General features: G+C 49.4%; 16 protein-coding genes. All 16 read left to right on the top strand.

Annotated elements, in window-relative coordinates; all coding sequences use genetic code 11:
- The first annotated feature begins 236 nt into the window (after window positions 1-236).
- Complete coding sequence (locus WH45_RS17510) at window positions 237-1,199, top strand: hypothetical protein (RefSeq protein WP_046215883.1); 963 nt, start codon at window positions 237-239, stop codon at window positions 1,197-1,199.
- A gap of 152 nt (window positions 1,200-1,351) precedes the next feature.
- On the top strand, window positions 1,352-2,662 hold the full coding sequence (tig, locus tag WH45_RS17505) for a trigger factor (protein WP_046215730.1): 1,311 nt from the start codon (window positions 1,352-1,354) through the stop codon (window positions 2,660-2,662).
- 411 nt (window positions 2,663-3,073) lie between these two features.
- On the top strand, window positions 3,074-3,664 hold the full coding sequence (gene clpP, locus WH45_RS17500; protein WP_046215729.1) for an ATP-dependent Clp endopeptidase proteolytic subunit ClpP: 591 nt from the start codon (window positions 3,074-3,076) through the stop codon (window positions 3,662-3,664).
- Between the two features lie 14 nt (window positions 3,665-3,678).
- Window positions 3,679-4,935: an ATP-dependent protease ATP-binding subunit ClpX gene (gene clpX / locus WH45_RS17495; RefSeq protein WP_046215728.1), complete on the top strand. Its 1,257-nt coding sequence runs from the start codon at window positions 3,679-3,681 to the stop codon at window positions 4,933-4,935.
- 153 nt (window positions 4,936-5,088) lie between these two features.
- A complete protein-coding gene (gene ispG, locus WH45_RS17490) occupies window positions 5,089-6,210 on the top strand; it encodes a flavodoxin-dependent (E)-4-hydroxy-3-methylbut-2-enyl-diphosphate synthase (protein WP_046215727.1) in 1,122 nt (373 codons plus the stop codon).
- Between the two features lie 315 nt (window positions 6,211-6,525).
- Complete coding sequence (lon, locus tag WH45_RS17485) at window positions 6,526-8,862, top strand: endopeptidase La (protein ID WP_046215726.1); 2,337 nt, start codon at window positions 6,526-6,528, stop codon at window positions 8,860-8,862.
- 490 nt (window positions 8,863-9,352) lie between these two features.
- Entirely contained in the window at window positions 9,353-10,045 is a 693-nt protein-coding gene (gene yihA, locus WH45_RS17480) for a ribosome biogenesis GTP-binding protein YihA/YsxC (RefSeq protein ID WP_046215725.1), read from the top strand.
- 207 nt (window positions 10,046-10,252) lie between these two features.
- A complete protein-coding gene (locus WH45_RS17475; protein WP_046215724.1) occupies window positions 10,253-10,834 on the top strand; it encodes a hypothetical protein in 582 nt (193 codons plus the stop codon).
- Between the two features lie 363 nt (window positions 10,835-11,197).
- Window positions 11,198-11,602 carry an adenosylmethionine decarboxylase gene (gene speD, locus WH45_RS17465; protein WP_017814088.1) on the top strand — a complete coding sequence of 135 codons (405 nt, stop codon included), beginning with the start codon at window positions 11,198-11,200 and terminating at the stop codon, window positions 11,600-11,602.
- A 366-nt stretch (window positions 11,603-11,968) separates the two neighbouring features.
- Complete coding sequence (gene hemA, locus WH45_RS17460) at window positions 11,969-13,354, top strand: glutamyl-tRNA reductase (RefSeq protein ID WP_046215722.1); 1,386 nt, start codon at window positions 11,969-11,971, stop codon at window positions 13,352-13,354.
- Window positions 13,355-13,368: 14 nt separating this feature from the next.
- A complete protein-coding gene (locus WH45_RS17455; RefSeq protein ID WP_046215721.1) occupies window positions 13,369-14,196 on the top strand; it encodes a cytochrome C assembly family protein in 828 nt (275 codons plus the stop codon).
- Window positions 14,193-14,888, top strand: coding sequence for a precorrin-2 dehydrogenase/sirohydrochlorin ferrochelatase family protein (locus WH45_RS17450; RefSeq protein ID WP_046215720.1), 696 nt, complete (start codon window positions 14,193-14,195; stop codon window positions 14,886-14,888). Before WH45_RS17455 ends, WH45_RS17450 begins: the two co-directional genes overlap by 4 nt.
- On the top strand, window positions 14,888-15,844 hold the full coding sequence (hemC, locus tag WH45_RS17445) for a hydroxymethylbilane synthase (protein ID WP_046215719.1): 957 nt from the start codon (window positions 14,888-14,890) through the stop codon (window positions 15,842-15,844). The genes WH45_RS17450 and hemC overlap by 1 nt, the downstream gene beginning before the upstream one ends.
- Window positions 15,845-15,849: 5 nt before the next feature.
- Window positions 15,850-17,406, top strand: coding sequence for a uroporphyrinogen-III C-methyltransferase (gene cobA, locus WH45_RS17440; protein ID WP_046215718.1), 1,557 nt, complete (start codon window positions 15,850-15,852; stop codon window positions 17,404-17,406).
- A 79-nt stretch (window positions 17,407-17,485) separates the two neighbouring features.
- Window positions 17,486-18,487 (top strand): porphobilinogen synthase, encoded by a 1,002-nt coding sequence (hemB, locus tag WH45_RS17435; protein WP_046215717.1) that lies wholly within the window; start codon window positions 17,486-17,488, stop codon window positions 18,485-18,487.
- 157 nt (window positions 18,488-18,644) lie between these two features.
- Window positions 18,645-19,946 carry a glutamate-1-semialdehyde 2,1-aminomutase gene (gene hemL, locus WH45_RS17430; protein ID WP_046215716.1) on the top strand — a complete coding sequence of 434 codons (1,302 nt, stop codon included), beginning with the start codon at window positions 18,645-18,647 and terminating at the stop codon, window positions 19,944-19,946.
- Window positions 19,947-19,948: the final 2 nt, after the last annotated feature.

Here is a 19,948-nt window from a genome sequence, read left to right as displayed (position 1 = left end):
AACCAAGCTGGAAGGCAAGCAAAATTAATGCGCGACTGCTTCTCCGCCTGTATCTTCAGTATGTCGGAGAGAAATAAATCTCTGTGTGCTCGTACACCTTAAGAGCGTCCATATAAGAATTATGCTTCCCTCTGGTCGTATCGGTAGATATGGTTTATATACATTATAGTAGGAAGCAGCAGCGTTTTTGAGCCATGCACAAGCTGTGCTATAATCATAAAATCACAAACCATGTGATGAATGTAGGAGGTGCCGTTATCGCTGATTCAACGAATTCACATACAGACAACAATCGGAATGTAGTCCTGTTTCCCAAGACACTCGACTATTATCAGGTTGAATTGACCAATATGCTTGAAACGGAGCGCTATCATGAAGCCATGGAACTGCTGGAGTTTTTGCTGCAGTGCCAGGGCCAGGATCAGCGCCAGCTGGAAGAATGGGAGTCGCTGCTCGGATGGCTGCGCACAACGTTCCCGGAGGCTGCGCATGACCGTTTCGAAGGCCAGGGTGCCGGCGAAGAGGAAGATTCTGCTGCCAACAATGAGCAGATTATGCGTGACCGCATCCGGCTGAAGCAATCTGAAGACCGTTTATATGAAGAAAAGCTGCTCAAGACAGCAATGGAGCGTCCGGTAACGGAACGTACGCTGCTGGCGCTGGAGCAGTTGTCTTATCTGGAGCAGCCGGATATCGAACAGCGCCTGATCGACTGGCTGCAGGACGATCACCAGATTCATCCGCTGATCCAGTTCCGTATTTTGCAGACGCTGCGCCGCCGCGGTTATCGTGGAACGGTGTCCTTTATGCATCAGCATGAACGGGTGGATATCGAGGTGGGGACTGTCCCGCTGGACCCGACAGAGTTTCCGCTGACCATCATCCAGATTCTGGAGCGCGTATCCGACAAGGCCGAGATCAGCGCACCGAATCTGTTTTACTTTGCCCAGGAGCTCTGGACCCAGTTCATTATGAGCATCTATGGAACGCAGAATTATATCTGGATCACACGCGGTGATGATGCGGAGATTGATATCTGGGCGGCTGCGCTGCATCACACGGTGGCAGAGACGCTTGAAGGCAGCAGCAACGAAGAAGAGACGCGCAGCATGTACGGAGTAACGGACAGCATCCGCTTCCGTTACGAACAGGCTTACCGCGCGATTCACCAGTTTGTAGCCAGCCAGATGCCCCGCTGAACAGCCATGTGCTGAACATCCGGGCACAGTGCAGAAACAAACTTGATAAAACATGAATTGTTGTATATACTATAGTGGTTATTCTGCACGTGAAATGTATATAATTTCAATAATCAATTCATGTTAATATTTTTTGGAGGGGAATTCTTGAAATGACAGCAAAATGGGAAAAAACAGAAAAGAACCTTGGCGTTCTTGAAGTAGAAGTATCTGCTGAGCGTGTAAGCGCAGCAATCGATAAAGCTTTTAATAAAGTAGGCAAAACTGTAAGTGTACCAGGTTTCCGTAAAGGTAAAGTACCACGGTCTATCTTCGAAGCGCGTTTTGGCGTAGAGAGCCTGTACAATGATGCAATCGACATCCTGCTGCCGGAAGCATACTCCGAAGCAATCGATGAGACTGACATCTTCCCGGTTGACCGTCCTGAAATCGAAATCGAGCAGTTCGAAAAAGGCCAACCATTCAAATTCAAAGCCAAAGTTACTGTAAAACCAGAAGTAAAACTGGGCGACTACAAAGGACTGGAAGTTCCGGTATCCAAAGTAGAAGTAACCGACGAAGACATCAACAGCGAGCTGGAGCGTCTGCAACAGCGTCATGCTGAACTGTCCGTAGTTGAAGAAGGCGCTGCCGAGAATGGCGATACCGTATCCATCGACTTCGAAGGATTCGTAGATGGTACTCCATTTGAAGGCGGACAAGCAGAGCGTTATTCCCTGGAACTGGGTTCCAACTCCTTCATCCCTGGCTTTGAAGAGCAGGTAGTGGGTATGGCTACTGGTGACTTCAAGGATGTAACAGTTACTTTCCCTGAGAACTACCATGCAACTGAACTGGCTGGCAAAGAAGCCGTGTTCAAAGTAAAACTGCATGAAATCAAACGCAAAAACCTGCCTGAGCTGGATGATGAGTTTGCCAAAGACGTTAGCGAATTCGATACACTGGACGAGTTCAAAGCTGATCTGAAAGAGCAAATCGCTTCCCGCAAAGAAAACGAAGTAAAAGCAGCCAAAGAAGCGGCAGTTGTAGAAAAAGCAGCTGAAAACGCTGAAATCGAAATCCCGGATGCTATGGTTAGCTCCGAGACCGACAACATGGTTCGCGACTTCGACAACCGTCTTCGTCAACAGGGCATGAACCTGGACATGTACTCCAGCTTCTCCGGCCAGACAACAGACGATCTCAAAGAGCAAATGAAAGAAGAAGCTTCCAAACGTGTTCGTAACAACCTTGTTCTGGAGCAAATCGCCAAAGAAGAGAACATCGAAGTTTCCGAAGACGAAGTAACAGCTGAACTGGAGAAAATGGCTTCCCAGTTCCAACGCAGCGCTGAAGAAGTTCGCAGCATCCTGTCCGCGAACGGTTCTCTGGCTAGCCTGTCCGAAGAAATCAAACTGCGCAAAACAATCGAACTGCTGGTAGACAGCAGCAAAGAAGTAGAAGCAGCAGCTGAACAGGCGTAATTTCACAATTTCATAACCGCGTTGCATTTTTGCAACCATTTCAAATAAGGCACGTATTAATGACGTGCCTTATTTTTCCTTATCTAAAGCGTTTGGCACTATAAACGCGACCCTGCTTCCAATAGAAAAGTGATTTTTGCTTCAGCAAAATATCTTACATTCAGCGTTTGGCACCATAAACGCGACCCTGGTTCCAATAAAAAAGTGATTTTTGCTTTAGCAAAATATCTTACATTCAGCGTTTGGCATCATAAACGCAGGGTATTATTATATGATGCATGTTTTCCAAATATTCATCTTTGAAAAAATGACATGACGCAGTGTACATGTTAAAATAGAATCTGTATTCGTATTTTCGTACTAATATATATATCTGTCGTCATATTCCCTGAAAAGAAAGAGGTTGGTTCTATGAGTCTGGTACCTATGGTTGTTGAACAAACCAGTAGAGGCGAAAGATCTTATGATATTTACTCAAGATTGCTCAAGGACCGTATCATATTTTTAAATACGGCGATTGATGACCATGTAGCCAATCTTGTCATTGCACAATTATTATTCCTCGCTGCAGAAGATCCGGAAAAAGATATCCATTTGTATATCAATTCTCCCGGTGGTTCTGTCACAGCAGGGATGGGTATATACGATACAATGCAATTCGTTAAGCCTGATGTGTCCACGATCTGTATGGGTATGGCAGCCAGCATGGGCTCCCTGCTGCTAACAGCAGGTGCTCCCGGCAAACGCTTCGCCCTGCCTAACAGTGAGGTTATGATTCACCAGCCTCTTGGCGGGATCAGCGGACAGGCATCGGACATGAAAATTCACGCGGAATGGATCATCAAGACGCGTCAGAAGTTAAATCAGATTTATGTAGAGCGTACCGGCCAGACGCTGGATAAAATTGAGCGTGATACGGACCGTGACTATTTCCTGGAGGCTGAGGAAGCCAAGGCATACGGATTGATCGATCAGGTTATTACTCGTCCGCTCACAAGCTAAGAAGGGGTGTAGACATGTTTAAATTCAACGATGAAAAAGGACAGCTTAAATGTTCTTTTTGCGGCAAATCACAGGATCAGGTCCGCAAACTTGTAGCAGGTCCTGGTGTATATATATGTGATGAATGTATCGAACTGTGCACGGAGATTGTTGAGGAAGAGCTCGGTCACGAAGAAGAGCTGGATCTCAAGGATATTCCGAAACCACAGGAGATCCGTTCTATTCTTGACCAGTATGTAATCGGTCAGGATCAAGCGAAGAAATCCCTTTCCGTAGCGGTATACAACCACTACAAACGTGTAAACTCGCAGAGCAAAATTGAAGACGTTGAACTTCAAAAAAGTAACATTATGCTCGTAGGACCGACAGGTTCCGGTAAAACACTGCTGGCGCAAACAATGGCCCGCATTTTGAACGTGCCGTTTGCGATTGCGGATGCAACGTCCCTGACCGAAGCAGGTTATGTCGGTGAAGACGTTGAGAACATTCTGCTCAAACTGATCCAGGCTGCCGACTATGATGTGGAGAAAGCGGAACGCGGCATTATCTATATCGATGAGATCGATAAAGTAGCCCGCAAATCCGAGAATCCTTCCATCACTCGCGACGTATCCGGTGAAGGCGTACAGCAGGCACTGCTCAAAATCCTGGAAGGTACTGTAGCTTCCGTTCCACCACAGGGTGGCCGCAAGCATCCTCATCAGGAATTTATCCAAATCGATACAACCAACATCCTGTTTATCGTCGGTGGTGCATTTGATGGTCTGGAACAATACATCAAACGCCGTATCGGTAAAAAAGTGATTGGTTTCAATTCCGAGAATCAGGGACAAAAAGACCTGAAAGCAGGCGAATACCTGCGTATGGTACTGCCTGAGGATCTGCTCAAGTTCGGTCTGATCCCGGAATTTGTAGGACGTCTGCCGGTTATCTCCGCTCTGGAACCTCTGGACGAAGAGACACTGGTACGCATTCTGTCCGAACCGAAAAACGCATTGATCAAACAGTATTCCAAAATGCTGGAAATGGACAATGTGGAACTCGTATTCGAACCGGATGCCCTGCAAGCCATTGCTCGTGAAGCGATCAAACGCAATACGGGTGCCCGTGGTCTGCGTGCCATCATCGAAGGCATTATGCTTGATGTGATGTACGAAGTACCTTCCCGTGATGATGTAACCAAATGCGTCATTACAGAACAAGTGGTAGAGAGCAAAGTTGTACCTGAGCTCCAGACCGGTAAAGATAAAAAGCAGGAAGAAAGCGCCTGATCAAAGGGAGTGGATGGCATCAGTAACTGTCTGATGTCACCCTGCCCGGCTAACTTCCATCATGTATAAATCATATCGCGCCGGCCTTTTTCCTTTTTTTTGCAGGATAAAGGCTGGTTTGCGGTTAAGCCCAAATGCAAGGGAGAAGAAACCATGTTTTTGAGAGAAAACACTAGACCTGTCAAAGTTGGCGACCTGACTATTGGAGGCAACAATGAAGTTCTGATCCAGAGTATGTGCACGACCAAGACTGCAGATGTGGAAGCGACTGTAGCTGAGATTCTTCGTCTGGAAGAAGCCGGCTGTCAGCTGGTTCGCGTAACGGTTAACAATGAAGAAGCGGCTGCCGCGATTAAAGAGATCAAAAAGCGCATCCATATTCCACTTGTTGCCGATATCCATTTCAACCATAAGCTTGCTCTGCTGGCGATTGAGAACGGTATCGACAAAGTGCGGATCAATCCGGGTAATATCGGTAAACGTGAAAAAGTCGAAGCGGTTGTTCGTGCCTGCAAAGAAAAAAATATACCTATTCGCATCGGCGTGAATGCCGGTTCACTGGAAAACCATCTGCTGGAAAAATACGGTTATCCGACACCGGAAGCCATGGTAGAGAGCGCACTGTTCCATATCGGTATTCTGGAAGAGCTTGATTTCCATGATATTATCGTATCCCTCAAAGCTTCGGATGTGCCAATGGCAATTGCAGCCTACACCAAAGCTGCAGAAGTTATCCCTTATCCGCTGCATCTGGGGATCACGGAAGCCGGTACACTGCATTCCGGTACGATCAAGAGCTCGGCGGGTATTGGTGCACTGCTGGCCATGGGGATCGGATCAACAGTACGTATCTCCCTGAGTGCAGACCCGGTAGAGGAAGTTAAAGTAGCTCGTGAGCTGCTGAAGACATTCGGCCTGATTTCCAATGCAGCTACACTCGTATCCTGTCCGACCTGTGGTCGTCTGGATATCGACCTATTCTCCATTGCCAATGAAGTGGAAGAGTATATCTCCAAGCTCAAAGTACCGATCAAGGTATCTGTACTGGGCTGCGCGGTTAACGGTCCTGGTGAAGCCAAGGAAGCGGATATCGGTATTGCCGGTGCCCGTGGTGAAGGACTGCTGTTCCGTTACGGCAAAATGATCCGTAAAGTGCCTGAGGCCGATATGGTCGTTGAATTGAAGAAGGAAATCGATGCTATCGTGGAAGCTTTTGAAGCGACAGGCAAGATTCCGGGACGCGAAGAACGTCATGCGCCTGTAGTCCAGCCGTAAATATTCGCAAGAAGGCTGACCGGCATCATGCAGCAGTGAAATGCTCCAGGCTACCTGGTGCATCAGGCTATGATGGTGTTCATAGCTGTATATTATCTGCAATTTTAAATGTTACAAAGATAGATGCATAAAAGGATGACTGCCGATCACAGGGTCGGCAGATTCTTGTAAAGATACTGATAGAAGAGAGTTGCTTCTATCAGTATCTTTTTTCAGTTTGGATTGCCTGTCATTGGTGTTTCGACAGGATATTTGTTAAACTTAGGAATGATATAGGCAGTATGATACGCACTAATTATAGGAGGTACGAAAGCGATGGGACCACATAAACATAAGGCACGTCGTTTTCCTTTGCTGCCTTTAAGAGGACTGCTCGTGTATCCAAGTATGGTACTCCATCTGGATGTAGGGCGGGATAAATCCGTGAAGGCCTTAGAAAAGGCGATGGTCGATGATAACCTGATTCTGCTCTGCTCCCAATCGGAGGTTAATATCGAAGAACCGAGTCAGGATGAGATTTTCAAAATAGGTACGATTGCCAAGGTACGTCAGATGCTCAAGCTGCCCAACGGCACCATGCGTGTGCTGGTAGAAGGTCTGGAACGTGCTGAAGTGATTGAATATACGGACAATGAAGAATACTACGAAGTACAGGCAAGAGAACTGCCTGAGGAAGAGAACAACGATCCTGAAGTTCATGCACTCATGCGCACGGTGCTGACCGAATTTGAACACTATATTAATCTGTCCAAAAAAGTCACTCCGGAGACCATGGCAGCCGTGTCGGATATTGAGGAGCCGGGTCGTCTGGCTGACGTCATTACGAGTCATCTGGTGATCAAAATTAAGGACAAGCAGCATATCCTGGAAGCGATCGATGTACATGTACGTCTGGAACGTCTGCTGGATATTTTGCATAATGAACGTGAAGTGCTGGAGCTTGAACGCAAAATCAGCCAGCGTGTCAAAAAGCAGATGGAAAAAACGCAGCGTGAATACTATCTGCGTGAACAAATGAAGGCGATCCAGAAAGAATTGGGTGAAAAGGAAGGCCGGGCAGGCGAAGCCGAAGAGCTGCGTCAGCAGCTGGCTGAACTGACTGTACCGGAGAAAATACAGGAGAAGATCGAGAAAGAGATCGACCGACTGGAGAAAACACCGGCCAACTCTGCAGAAGGTGGCATTATCCGCAACTATCTGGATTGGCTGCTCAGCCTGCCATGGGATAAACGCACCACCGATGATCTGGATCTCCATCATGCCGAGCGAATTCTGAATGAAGACCATTATGGTCTCGACAAGCCCAAAGAACGGGTACTGGAATATCTGGCTGTGCAGAAGCTGGTCAAAAAGCTCAAAGGACCCATCCTCTGCCTCGTCGGTCCGCCAGGGGTGGGTAAAACTTCACTGGCACGCTCTATCGCCAAGTCGCTGGGACGCGAGTTTGTACGCATCTCGCTGGGCGGCGTACGCGATGAAGCGGAGATCCGCGGTCACCGCCGTACGTATGTGGGCGCGATGCCGGGCCGTATTATCCAGGGTATGCGCAATGCCGGCAGCATGAATCCGGTATTCCTGCTGGATGAGATCGACAAGATGGCATCCGATTTCCGCGGCGATCCGTCGGCGGCGCTGCTGGAAGTGCTGGATCCCGAACAGAACAATACGTTTAGCGACCATTTTGTCGAGGTGCCGTTCGACCTGTCGAATGTCATGTTCGTGACGACAGCCAACAGTGTACAGAGCATCCCGCGTCCACTGCTGGATCGTATGGAGATGCTGTATATTCCGGGTTATACCGAACTGGAGAAACTGCAGATTGGCAGACAGTACCTGCTGCCCAAGCAGACCGGAGAGCATGGTCTGACCACAGAGCAATTGGAAGTTGGCGAAGACACTCTTCTTAAAGTGGTTCGTGAATATACCCGTGAATCAGGTGTGCGTAATCTGGAACAGCAGATTGCTGCGCTATGCCGCAAGGCCGCCCGGGCGATCGTCTCCGATGAGCTCGAAAAGGTAACGATTACACCGGAGGATATCAAAGATTATCTCGGTGTACCGAAGTTCCGCTATGGACTGGTTGAGAAAGAAGACCAGATCGGCAGCGTAACCGGACTGGCCTGGACCGAAGTGGGCGGTGAGACGCTGACGATTGAAGTGACTGTCGTGCCCGGCAGCGGCAAGCTGATGCTCACCGGTAAGCTCGGTGATGTTATGAAGGAATCCGCCCAGGCGGCATTTAGCTATACCCGCTCCAAAGCGGATGAACTGGATATTCCGGCAGACTTTTATGAGAAAAATGATATTCATATTCATATTCCGGAAGGAGCCATCCCCAAAGACGGCCCTTCTGCAGGTATTACGATTGCCACCGCACTGATCTCTGCGCTGACTGGACGCTATGTGTCCAAGGAAGTCGCCATGACCGGCGAGATTACCCTGCGCGGCCGGGTCCTGCCGATTGGCGGACTCAAGGAAAAGACGCTGGCCGCACACCGTGCCGGCTACAAAAAGATTCTGCTGCCGCAGGACAATGAACGTGACCTCAAGGACATCCCGGACAGCATCAAGGACGAACTGACTTTTGTACCGGTCTCCACGATGGATCAAGTTCTGGAACATGCACTTTTGCGCGAGACGACGCTGCATTAATAAGCGGGTCTTGCTTCGCAAATGCTCCTGAATGAGTACCGGCCTATCGGCAATCGCACACCTGTATGACCGGATCGATAATCAGACCCATTATTGGTTCAGTACCGTGAAATGTTACCAATCCACAGGGCAGTTGCTATCGATGGGACAGGCAATCAACACAAATGTGTCATAACAGCAGGATGATCCTGATCATCTCATTATAGCGGCATCGCTCACCAGACAGCGGCGAGCGGTGCCGCTTTTTATATTGGATGGAGCCATTTGAGCCATACATCGTCCCGGTTCGTACGAGTACTCTTCATAACTGTACACAAGAAAGCCTGCAATAACGCAAAAGATGATATACTAGGCTAGAAGCGAATCAGTTCGGTAGGCAACAAGATATGAAGGTAACGGGCACATTTGTGATACGGCCGTCAGCGAACGCTAACAGAGCTTCATCACACGTCGTTCATTTTATTTTATATACGAAAGGGATTTCTAACCTATGAAAGTAAATAATGCAGAATTTATTATCAGTGCCGTACGTCCGGATCAGTATCCGGAAGATGGTCTGCCGGAGGTTGCTCTGGCCGGACGTTCCAATGTCGGCAAATCCTCCATGACCAACCGTCTCATTAACCGCAAAAATCTGGCACGTACGAGTGCCACTCCCGGCAAGACCCAGCATCTGAACTACTATCTGATCAATGAGATGCTGTACTTCGTCGATTTCCCCGGTTACGGATATGCCAAAGTATCCAAAAGCCAGCGCGAAGCCTGGGGTAAAATGATTGAGCGCTACCTGCTGGAGCGCGAGCCGCTCAAGCTGGTACTGCTCGTCATCGATCTGCGTCATGCGCCGTCCAAAGACGATATCATGATGTACGACTGGCTCAAGTACTATGACTGCAACATCTGCGTCGTAGCGACCAAAGCCGATAAAATTCCACGCAGCAAGTGGGATAAGCACGTGAAGATCGTCAAGCAAGATCTGGGATTCGTACCGGAGGACGATTTTGTTATGTTTTCATCGGAGACAGGGCTGGGTAAGGAAGAATTATGGTCCATCATCGAACGTCATGCCTTTGCCACCGATGAAGATGAGTTGGAAGAGGAAGAAATGGAATCTTTGTCTGCGAGCGAAGAGAATAGCGACAACCACCACGAACATGAAGAAGACGATATCCCTTCCCAGTAAGCCATAAACTCATAGATCAACCCGCAAAACAAGGTATTTAGCGAGGAAAATGGAGCATCAAGGGCGTTTTTCCGTTCTTTAGGGCGTTTAATCCGTTTTTCTCTGAAATATGCTAGAAATTGTTGACCCGGGCGGCAGGCAATACCTTTCATGATTGATGTATAATAATGAATATATTGGAATGCCAATAGAATTGAGGAGATTTTTATGGCTCAGCGGTTAGCCACAGAGTATATCAAAGCCAGTTTACAGTTGTCGAAAGATCAAATGTCCCAGTTTATCCACTATGCCGAAGATCCCCATGTCCATCACCGGGTAAAAGTACTCGATAATGGCAGTCAGGAAGTGGTGTTTGGTACCAGAAATGGTGAGGAAGTTCATTTACCTTTTGACCTCAAAGAAGGAAGCTATGTCTGTGAGTTGTCTTTCCGCTTGGTAAACCCGCATTTAACAAATATGATTCGTAAATTGTTTGTCGCCTTCAAAGGCTCAGGCATTGTGAATCGGATCTATAATGGATTCACAATGATATATGATTATGAACAGGGTGTTGTGCAGAGGATCACCGAGCATACGGCAGAAGGCGAGAAAGTGATCTACCAGCAAAAGAATATATCGCTGGAATTCACGACGCGTCTGCAGTCCACCTCCATTGAGACGGATATTGAACTGGTCCGCCGCATTGTGGATCAGCTGCTGGATCAGCGGAATGCTTCCCCGGGTCCTCACGAGGAGATTGACCGGGAGCTGCAGATTCAGGCGAAGCGGCTGTTTAGCCTCGAAGCCTGAGCAGTTATCTGTATATGCAACCATACGTATAGACCATTCATCGTGCCGATGAATGGTCTTTTTATATTTATGCATTATTATGTATAAGGAAAACAATGATGATTGGCGGGCAGGCGTATTGGGTAAAACCGCATAAAGCCGGGCTTTTTTATGGACTTACTCATCCCACAAAAATATTTGAAAAAAGCTTGCAATTCGTGTCGATAGATGTTATTTTTAATCTCGTTGAAAATAACATAGGAACCAGGATTCACTCAGGACATGGTAATGTTGCGAGAGATTATTCCCTCGGGAAGTGAATGACGTAGGTCCTAGCGGATGAAATTTCCAAACATTTTATTCCTAGGAAGGGGGAACCGGAAGATGGAATACTCAACTTTCGGAAGACACGTTGCTGTTGATACTTGGGGTGTAGATTTTGATTTGCTGAACAGTGCAGAATATTTGCAGGCTCAGATGGTTGAAGCAGCTGAGGCTTGCGGTGCAACCGTAATGTCTGTTCAATCCAAACAATTTGAACCACAAGGGGCGACAGTGCTTGTTTTGTTGTCGGAGAGTCACCTCTCGATTCACACGTATCCTGAGAGAGGATTCGCGGCTATTGACTGTTATACCTGCGGAGAGACCGTAGATCCACAATTGGCGATCGACTACCTGGTGTCCGTTCTAAAGCCTGAAAAAACGTATGCCAAAAAACTGGTTCGTGGTCTTGGAGAACTGCAAGTCGAGACTCCAGTGATGCAATCCAGCGAACTGATTAATCGATAATAAGGCTTTGCTTTAAACGGGCAAAGAATGAAAATGAATACGGCTTAAATGAAAGGCATCTGGTACTGTGTATCGGATGCCTTTTTATATGCAGGTCGGTTTATCTACAGTATTTGGGTATATCGGCATGCAGAATTGGTTAAAGAAATAAAAGAACGTCGCCGAAATAGTACAGTAGGCAACCTTTTATATGAACGAATACGATCAGGCAATCCATTGGATTAATAATGCATGAAGATGTGTCGGGATTTCATAAACATTTCATAAAGACGGCGAAATTGCCCTTTTTGCTGTGATATAATTAACGTATTGTGAAGAACGAAAAGTGATAAGTTACAACTTTTAGACTAGGTGGGTGAACTTGCAATGCACATTATTGTTGTCGGACTCAACTACCGCACAGCACCGGTTGAAGTAAGAGAACGGTTTGCCATTGCGGATGAAGAATTACCGGAAGCTCTCCGGCAGCTTAAAGATACCAAAAGTGTATTGGAAGGCACCATTGTAGCAACTTGCAACCGTACAGAAATCTATGTTGTACTGGACCGTCTGCATATGTGTGGACATTTTATCCGCAGCTTTATGGAGCAGTGGTTTGGTATTTCCCGTCAGGAATTTACGCAGCATTTATATATATATGAAGATGAGCAGGCGATTGACCATCTGTTCCGGGTAACATGTGGACTGGATTCCATGGTACTGGGAGAGACGCAGATTCTGGGACAGGTCAAACGGTCGTTCCAGCTGGCTCAGGAAAACAAGGCGACGGGCACATGGTTCAATATGTTGTTCAAGCAAGCTGTTACGCTCGGCAAACGCGCGCATTCGGAGACCATGATCGGTGAAAGTGCCGTATCGGTCAGTTATGCTGCCGTAGAGCTGGGCAAGCGCATTTTTGGTGCTTTCCACAACAAGGTAATTATGATTCTGGGCGCAGGTAAAATGAGTGAGCTGACGGTCAAGCATCTGTATGCGAATGGGGCGGCAGAAGTGATCGTGGCGAACCGCACACTTGGGCGGGCTCAGGAACTGGCTCACAAATTTAACGGTACACCATGTACGATGGAAGAAGCGGTTCATCGTCTGCATGAAGTGGATATTCTGATCAGTTCCACAGGCGCACAGGGTTACGTACTGGACCCGGGTACAATCAAAGAGAGCATGAAACAGCGCAAGTCGCGTCCTCTCTTTATGATTGATATTGCGGTTCCGCGCGATCTGGACCCGGCGATTGGTGAAATCAGCAATGTGTTCCTGTATGATATTGATGATCTGGAAGGCATTGTGGAGAGCAATATGGCAATGCGCCGTGCCGAAGCGATCAAGATCGAACGCATGATTCGTGAAGAGATGGAAGTGTTCCAGCAATGGCTGAAAACACTCGGTGTCAAACCGGTTATCCGCGCCCTTCAGGAGCGTGGTGCCCGCATTCATGAGGAGACACTGGAAAGCCTGTTTAACAAGCTGCCTGAGCTGGATGAAAGACAGCGCAAAGTGATTAGCCGTCTGACCAAGAGTATCGTCAATCAGATGAATCACGAGCCGATTAACCGGGTTAAGGAAATGGCTGCCGAGAAAAACGGTGCAGAAACAGTGGAACTGTTTACTCGTCTGTTTGCACTGGAAGAACAGGCTCAATCTCTGGCAGAACCGGCCAAAGAGATCAAGTCTGCTCCTGAGCGGGCGTCTGTGCCATCCCATTCACCGGTTGCTGAAGGAAACATGGCATCCTTTGCTCCCGCAATTCTATAGGCAGGTGATTTGCTTTGACGCTGTTTAACCTGTTATACGATATTATCATTTATTTATACGCCCTGAGCCTTCTGTTTTATTTCTCGGATTGCATACGTCGCAATCCGAGGGCGAAGCGGACGGGCACAGGGTTTCTTGTTTTCGTGTTTATTATTCAGCTGGCCAGCATTACGATTCGTACGATCGAAGAGAAGACGCTGCCGCTGTTCTCAACGTATGACTTTTTCTTTTTCCTGACCTTTATTTTAATATTGATCTCCTTCTTTATAGAGAGGGTGCTCAAGACTGATTATGCCGTATTGCTGTTAAATGTAATCGGCTTTTGTGCTATGGTTCAGAATCGTCTGCACTCTCCCGGCGAAGGGGCTCTGCCCTCGGGCTGGGACACGGTGCATGGTCTGCTGATTCTGCATGTGGCACTGGCGAACCTGAGTTTTGCCTTTTATACGGTGGCTGCGGTATTTGCGGCGATGTATTTATTTCTACACCGCAAGCTCAAGCAAAAGAAATGGGATAACACCGTACGCCGGCTGCCGAGTCTGGAGAGTATGGAGCGGTATACATACACTTCGATGCTTATCGGTACACCACTGCTGATCGTATCACTGATCGTGGCATTAATGTCTATTTTTGCAGAAGGACGATATGTGCTGCTGCTGGACCTGAAAGTCGTATTTACCCTCCTTGCCCTGTGTGTGTATATTGCCTATTTTGCCACTCGGCATATGCGCAATTACTCGGCGGTCGTTATGGCCAGATGGGCGATTGCCGGTTATATCGTATTTATTCTTAATTTTGTGGCCAATACATGGTCGGCATTTCACCAGTGGGTGGGCGTATGAGTGATATTATTCCCTACGTTCCTGTAATGCTGGACTGTAGAAATCAGCACTGCCTGATCGTCGGCGGTGGCAAGGTGGCGGAGCGCAAAGCGCGTAATCTGCTGCAGGGCGGAGCGATCATTACCTTGATCAGTCCGCAGCTGACTCTCGAATTGCAGGAGCAGGCACAATCGGATCGAATCCGCTGGATCGCCCGTGATTATGAGCGGGGAGATGTCTCCTGCGGTGCAGCGTCCAGCGAGAATGGGAAAAGGCGTTATTTTCTCGTTCATGCGGCGACCGCGCAGACGGAGATCAACCGTCAGGTAGCGGATGAAGCGCGTTATGAAGGTATTCCGGTCAATGTGGCGGATCATCATGAAGCCAGTACATTTATCAATCCGATGGTTATTCGACGGGGACGGCTGATCGCTTCGGTTACGACCTCGGGAGCAGGACCTGTCGTAGGACGCCGACTGGCAGGGGAACTGGACCGGCATTTTGGTCAGGAATATGAGACTTATATTGAATTTCTTTATTATTTGCGTCACCGGATCAAGGAGACGATTCAGGACCACGAACAACGCAGACATTTGCTGGAGCAGGCTTCCGATCTAAGTATATTGGAAGAAATCCGGCAGGGTCGGTTTGTCTGGTGGGATGAATCCCGAATTGAACAGTGGATCGCACAACATCGGGGAGAGATAACCTAATGCGCAAAATAATCGTAGGCAGTCGGCAGAGTGCGCTTGCACTGACCCAGACAGGACATGTAATTGATGCTTTGACAGAGCTGGGCAGACAGCATGGAATAGAAATCGAATTTGAGATCAAAAAAATCGTTACCAAGGGTGACCAGATTCTGGATGTTACCCTCTCCAAAGTGGGCGGCAAAGGATTATTCGTCAAAGAAATCGAACAGGCTCTGCTGAATGGCGAGATCGATATGGCAGTACACAGTATGAAGGATATGCCGTCTGTATTGCCGGATGGTCTGGTCAATGGAGCCATTCCGAAGCGGGTAGACCCGCGTGACTGTCTGATCACCCGTAATGGTGGAGGATTGGATGAGTTGCCGCTGGGTGCCAAACTGGGTACGAGCAGTCTGCGCCGGGCGAGCCAACTCAAGGCGTACCGTCCTGACCTGCAGATTGAATCCATTCGCGGCAATATCGATTCACGGCTGCGCAAGCTGGAGAGTGAAGGATTTGATGCGATCATGCTGGCAGCAGCCGGATTGGAACGAATGGGCTGGTCCGACAGGATTAGTGCCTATTTGCCTGCCGATATATGTCTTCCTGCTGTAGGGCAGGGGGCGCTGGGCATCGAGTGCCGTGCAGATGATGAGCATATGCTGCAGCTGCTCTCCCTCTATAATGATGAGCTGACCGCCTTTACGGTAGCCGCAGAGCGTACGTTTCTCGCCAAGCTGAATGGCGGTTGTCAGGTACCGATTGGTGCCTATGCGGTTCGTGTGCTGACATCGGATTCTCAAGCAGACCAAAACATTATACAATTGTCATTAACAGGGATGGTAGCTTCACCCGATGGCAGCACAATACTGAAAGAAACGCTGCAGGGCACTCATCCTGTAGAGCTGGGGCTTGCAGTGGCGGATCAGTTGATTCTGCGTGGAGCGGATAAGATTCTGGCAGAAGTTGGGGGATGAAGAGAATGACCGGCAAGGTGTATCTGGTAGGTGCAGGTCCTGGAGCTCTAAAGCTGATTACGCTTCGGGGCTGGGAATGTATTGGTTTGGCGGATGCGGTCGTCTATGACCGACTCGCAAGCCCGAGGCTGCTCAAGCAGGCCAAACCGGGCGCGGAAAAGATCTATGTAGGCAAGCTGCCTGATCGTCATACCATGAAGCAGGAAGAGATCAACCAGCTGCTCGTCGATCTGGCACTGCAGGGCAAAACGGTCGTGCGCCTAAAAGGCGGAGACCCGACGATCTTCGGCAGGGTAGCCGAGGAAGCCGATCTACTGCGTCAGCATGGAATTGAGTACGAGATTGTACCGGGCATCAGTTCTTCCATTGCTGTTCCGGCTTATGCAGGCATTCCGGTAACGCACCGGGATTATGCTTCTTCCGTATCGATTATTACCGGACACGAGAGTCCGGATAAGCTGGATCAGAGTATTCACTGGGATAAGGTAACTAACGCCACGGGAACACTCGTATTTATGATGGGTGTTGCCAAAATTGGCTATATCAGCGAACAGCTGATCCGTCATGGACGTCCAGAAGATACACCGGTAGCCCTCGTTCGCTGGGGAACACGGGCAGAGCAGGATACGCTTGTCGGCACGCTCAAAGATATTGCAGTCAAGGTGGAAGAGGCCAATTTCAAACCGCCGGCTGTCATTGTTGTGGGTGAAGTGGTGAATCAGCGTGAGCGGATGCAGTGGGCTGAACGGTTGCCTTTATTCGGCAAACGAATTCTCGTTACACGTGCACGCAGCCAGGCGAGTGAACTGGTCGACCGGATCGATGAACTGGGCGGAGAGCCTTATGAATACCCGGTTATCGAGACGGTCATGCCTTCCTCGGAGCCGGCTCGCCAGCAGATTGCGCATGCTTTCTCACAGCTGGAGCGGTATGACTGGGTGTTCTTTACGAGTGTGAATGGGGTGGAGTACTTCTTCCGTCATCTGGAAGAGCAGGAACAGGATATTCGTTCACTGCATCATGCCCGCCTGGCAGCCGTAGGTCCGGCTACGCTGGGAGCTCTGCGCAGCCGCGGTCTGACGGCTGTTGCCCTGCCAGAGAAATTCCACGCTGAAGGCATGCTGGAGAGCCTGGAAGGCCAGCTGGAGGCCGGACAACGTGTTCTGCTGCCTCGCGGCGATCTGGCACGCGCCTGGCTCCCGGATACGCTGAGACAGATGCAGCTGGATGTGACAGAAGTCGATACGTACGAGACGGTCATGACCGGCGAAGACGATATCGAGCTGCGCAAGCTGTTTGAAGAACAGGCGATCCATGCGGTTACTTTTACCAGCTCATCGACCGTTACGAATCTGCTGGCAGCGATGCGCAAAATGGGCTTCGACAATCCGGTGGAGACGTTGCAGCATTCGGTCATTGCCTGCATCGGACCGCAGACCGCACTGACTGCCGAACAGGCAGGCTTGTCTGTAGGCTTGATGGCGGAGCAGTCCACACTGGATGGATTAATTGATATTTTATGCCGCTGGAATGCGGGCAGTGTCCCGCTTCAGTCGCAATAATTGATGATCGACATAGCGTATGCCGACCACCGCTTGAGCAGGTCGGCTTTATTTTATAAACAAGAGAGGAAGTATAATCATGAGTCAAGCTTTTACACGTCACCGTCGTCTGCGCAAAACCGCTGCTATCCGCAGCATGGTCCGCGAAACCCGTCTGCATAAAACCGACTTTATCCAGCCGGTATTTGTAACCTACGGTACCAATGTGAAGCAGGAAATCTCTTCAATGCCGGGTGTATACAACTTCTCCATGGACCGCATCGGTGAAGAGATTCAGGAGATCGTCGAGCTGGGTATTCCGGCAGTTATGGTATTCGGTGTGCCTGAGACCAAGGACAGCGTCGGTACCGGTGCCTATTCGGAACAGGGCATTGTGCAGCAGGCGATCCGTTATATCAAGGAAAACTATCCACAGCTGGTTGTCATTGCCGATACCTGCCTGTGTGAATTTACTGACCACGGACACTGCGGTGTAGTTCACAGTCATGAGATTGACGGTCATATCCATGCGGATGTGGATAATGATGAGTCGCTGGTACTGCTTGCTCAGACGGCTGTCTCCCAGGCACAGGCAGGAGCGGATATTATTGCCCCTTCCAATATGATGGATGGATTCGTCTATGCGATCCGCGCTGCTCTGGATGATGCGGGATTCCAGGACATTCCGATTATGTCCTATGCGGTGAAATACGCTTCCGCATTCTACGGTCCATTCCGTGAAGCTGCCCAGTCGGCTCCGCAGTTCGGTGACCGCAAATCGTATCAGATGGACCCGGCCAATGTACGTGAAGCGCTGCGGGAAGCGGAGAGCGATGTACAGGAAGGCGCCGATATGCTGATGGTCAAACCGTCACTGGCATATATGGATGTACTGCGTGCGGTGCGCGAGAACTTTGATCTGCCGCTGGTAGCTTATAATGTCAGTGGTGAATATGCCATGGTCAAAGCTGCCGCACAGCAGGGCTGGATTGACGAGCGCGGCATTGTAACCGAGATGATGCTGGGCTTCAAACGTGCCGGAGCAGATATGATCATTACGTATTTCTCCAAGGATGTTGCACGCTGGCTGCGTGAAGAATAGAATGACGATTTCACCCGTCCATTCGGGATTGCCCATGAACAGGACGGGTAAATATACGGGACAGGGAAAATGAATACAGTCTGAAGCGGTGCATCGGTCTGTCCGGTGTACTCCAGGTCTGTATCATTTGGATACCATTTATGGAGGTGCTTGATCAATGAATAATATGAACTCCGTGCGTCGTGATGAACGCTCGCGCACAGCTTTTGAAGAAGCCAAACAGTATATTCCGGGCGGGGTGAACAGTCCGGTTCGCGCTTTTAAAACGGTAGGTCTGACGCCCGTGTATGTGGATCGTGGAGAAGGCTCCCGTCTGTATGATATCGATGGCAATGTATTTATCGATTATGTCGGCTCCTGGGGTCCGCTCATTATGGGACATGCTCATCCGGACGTCGTTCGTGCGCTGCAGGAAGCGACGGTAAAAGGCACAAGCTTTGGCGCACCGACCGAGATTGAGACGCGTATGGCCAAGCTGGTCGCCGAGCGTGTGCCGTCGATTGATATCGTGCGTATGGTAAGCTCCGGCACGGAAGCGACGATGAGCGCGATCCGTCTGGCACGCGGCTACACCAAGCGCGATAAAATTCTGAAATTTGAAGGCTCCTACCATGGACATGGCGACAGCCTGCTGATCAAAGCCGGTTCCGGTGTAGCTACGCTGGGATTGCCGGATAGCCCGGGGGTACCGGAATCGGTAGCTTCCAATACGGTGACGGTTCCTTACAATGATCTGGAATCGGTCCGTCTGGCGTTTGAACGTTTTGGCGAGGATATCGCCTGTATTATCGTTGAGCCGGTAGCCGGCAATATGGGGGTAGTTCCTCCGGCAACCGGATTCCTCGAAGGTCTGCGTGAAGTGACATCGCAGTATGGCAGCCTGCTGATCTTTGATGAAGTCATGACCGGATTCCGCGTGCATATGAACTGTGCCCAGGGACGTTATGGAGTAACTCCGGATCTGACCTGCCTTGGTAAAGTAATTGGCGGCGGTCTGCCGGTTGGAGCTTATGGCGGCAAACGCGAGATTATGGAGCAGATTGCGCCGACAGGCCCTATTTATCAGGCAGGTACACTCAGCGGTAATCCACTCGCGATGACAGCCGGTTATACGACACTGAGCCTGCTGACGCCGGAAGTGTATGCGCGTCTGGAGCAGATATCTGCCCGTCTGCAGGAAGGATTCGAAGCCAACGCTCGCGAGGCAGGCATTCCGCTGACGATTAACCGTGTCGGCTCCATGGTCTGTCCGTTCCTCACAGAAGGACCGGTAACCAATTACGATACCGCCAAAGTGAGCGATATGGATATGTTCAAACGCTATTTTGGCGCGATGCTGGATCGTGGCATCAGCGTGGCACCGTCTCCATTTGAAGGCATGTTCGTATCCGGTGTGCACAGCGATGAGGATATCGAGCAGACGATCGCAGTTCACCGCGATGTCATGAAGTCGCTATAATG

Origin of the sequence: Paenibacillus wulumuqiensis (genome assembly GCF_000971965.1) — a bacterium.
In the GTDB taxonomy this organism is placed as follows: domain Bacteria; phylum Bacillota; class Bacilli; order Paenibacillales; family Paenibacillaceae; genus Saccharibacillus; species Saccharibacillus wulumuqiensis.
The sequence above is the reverse complement of the archived record's forward strand: the minus strand, read 5'-3'. Positions and strand labels throughout refer to the sequence as shown.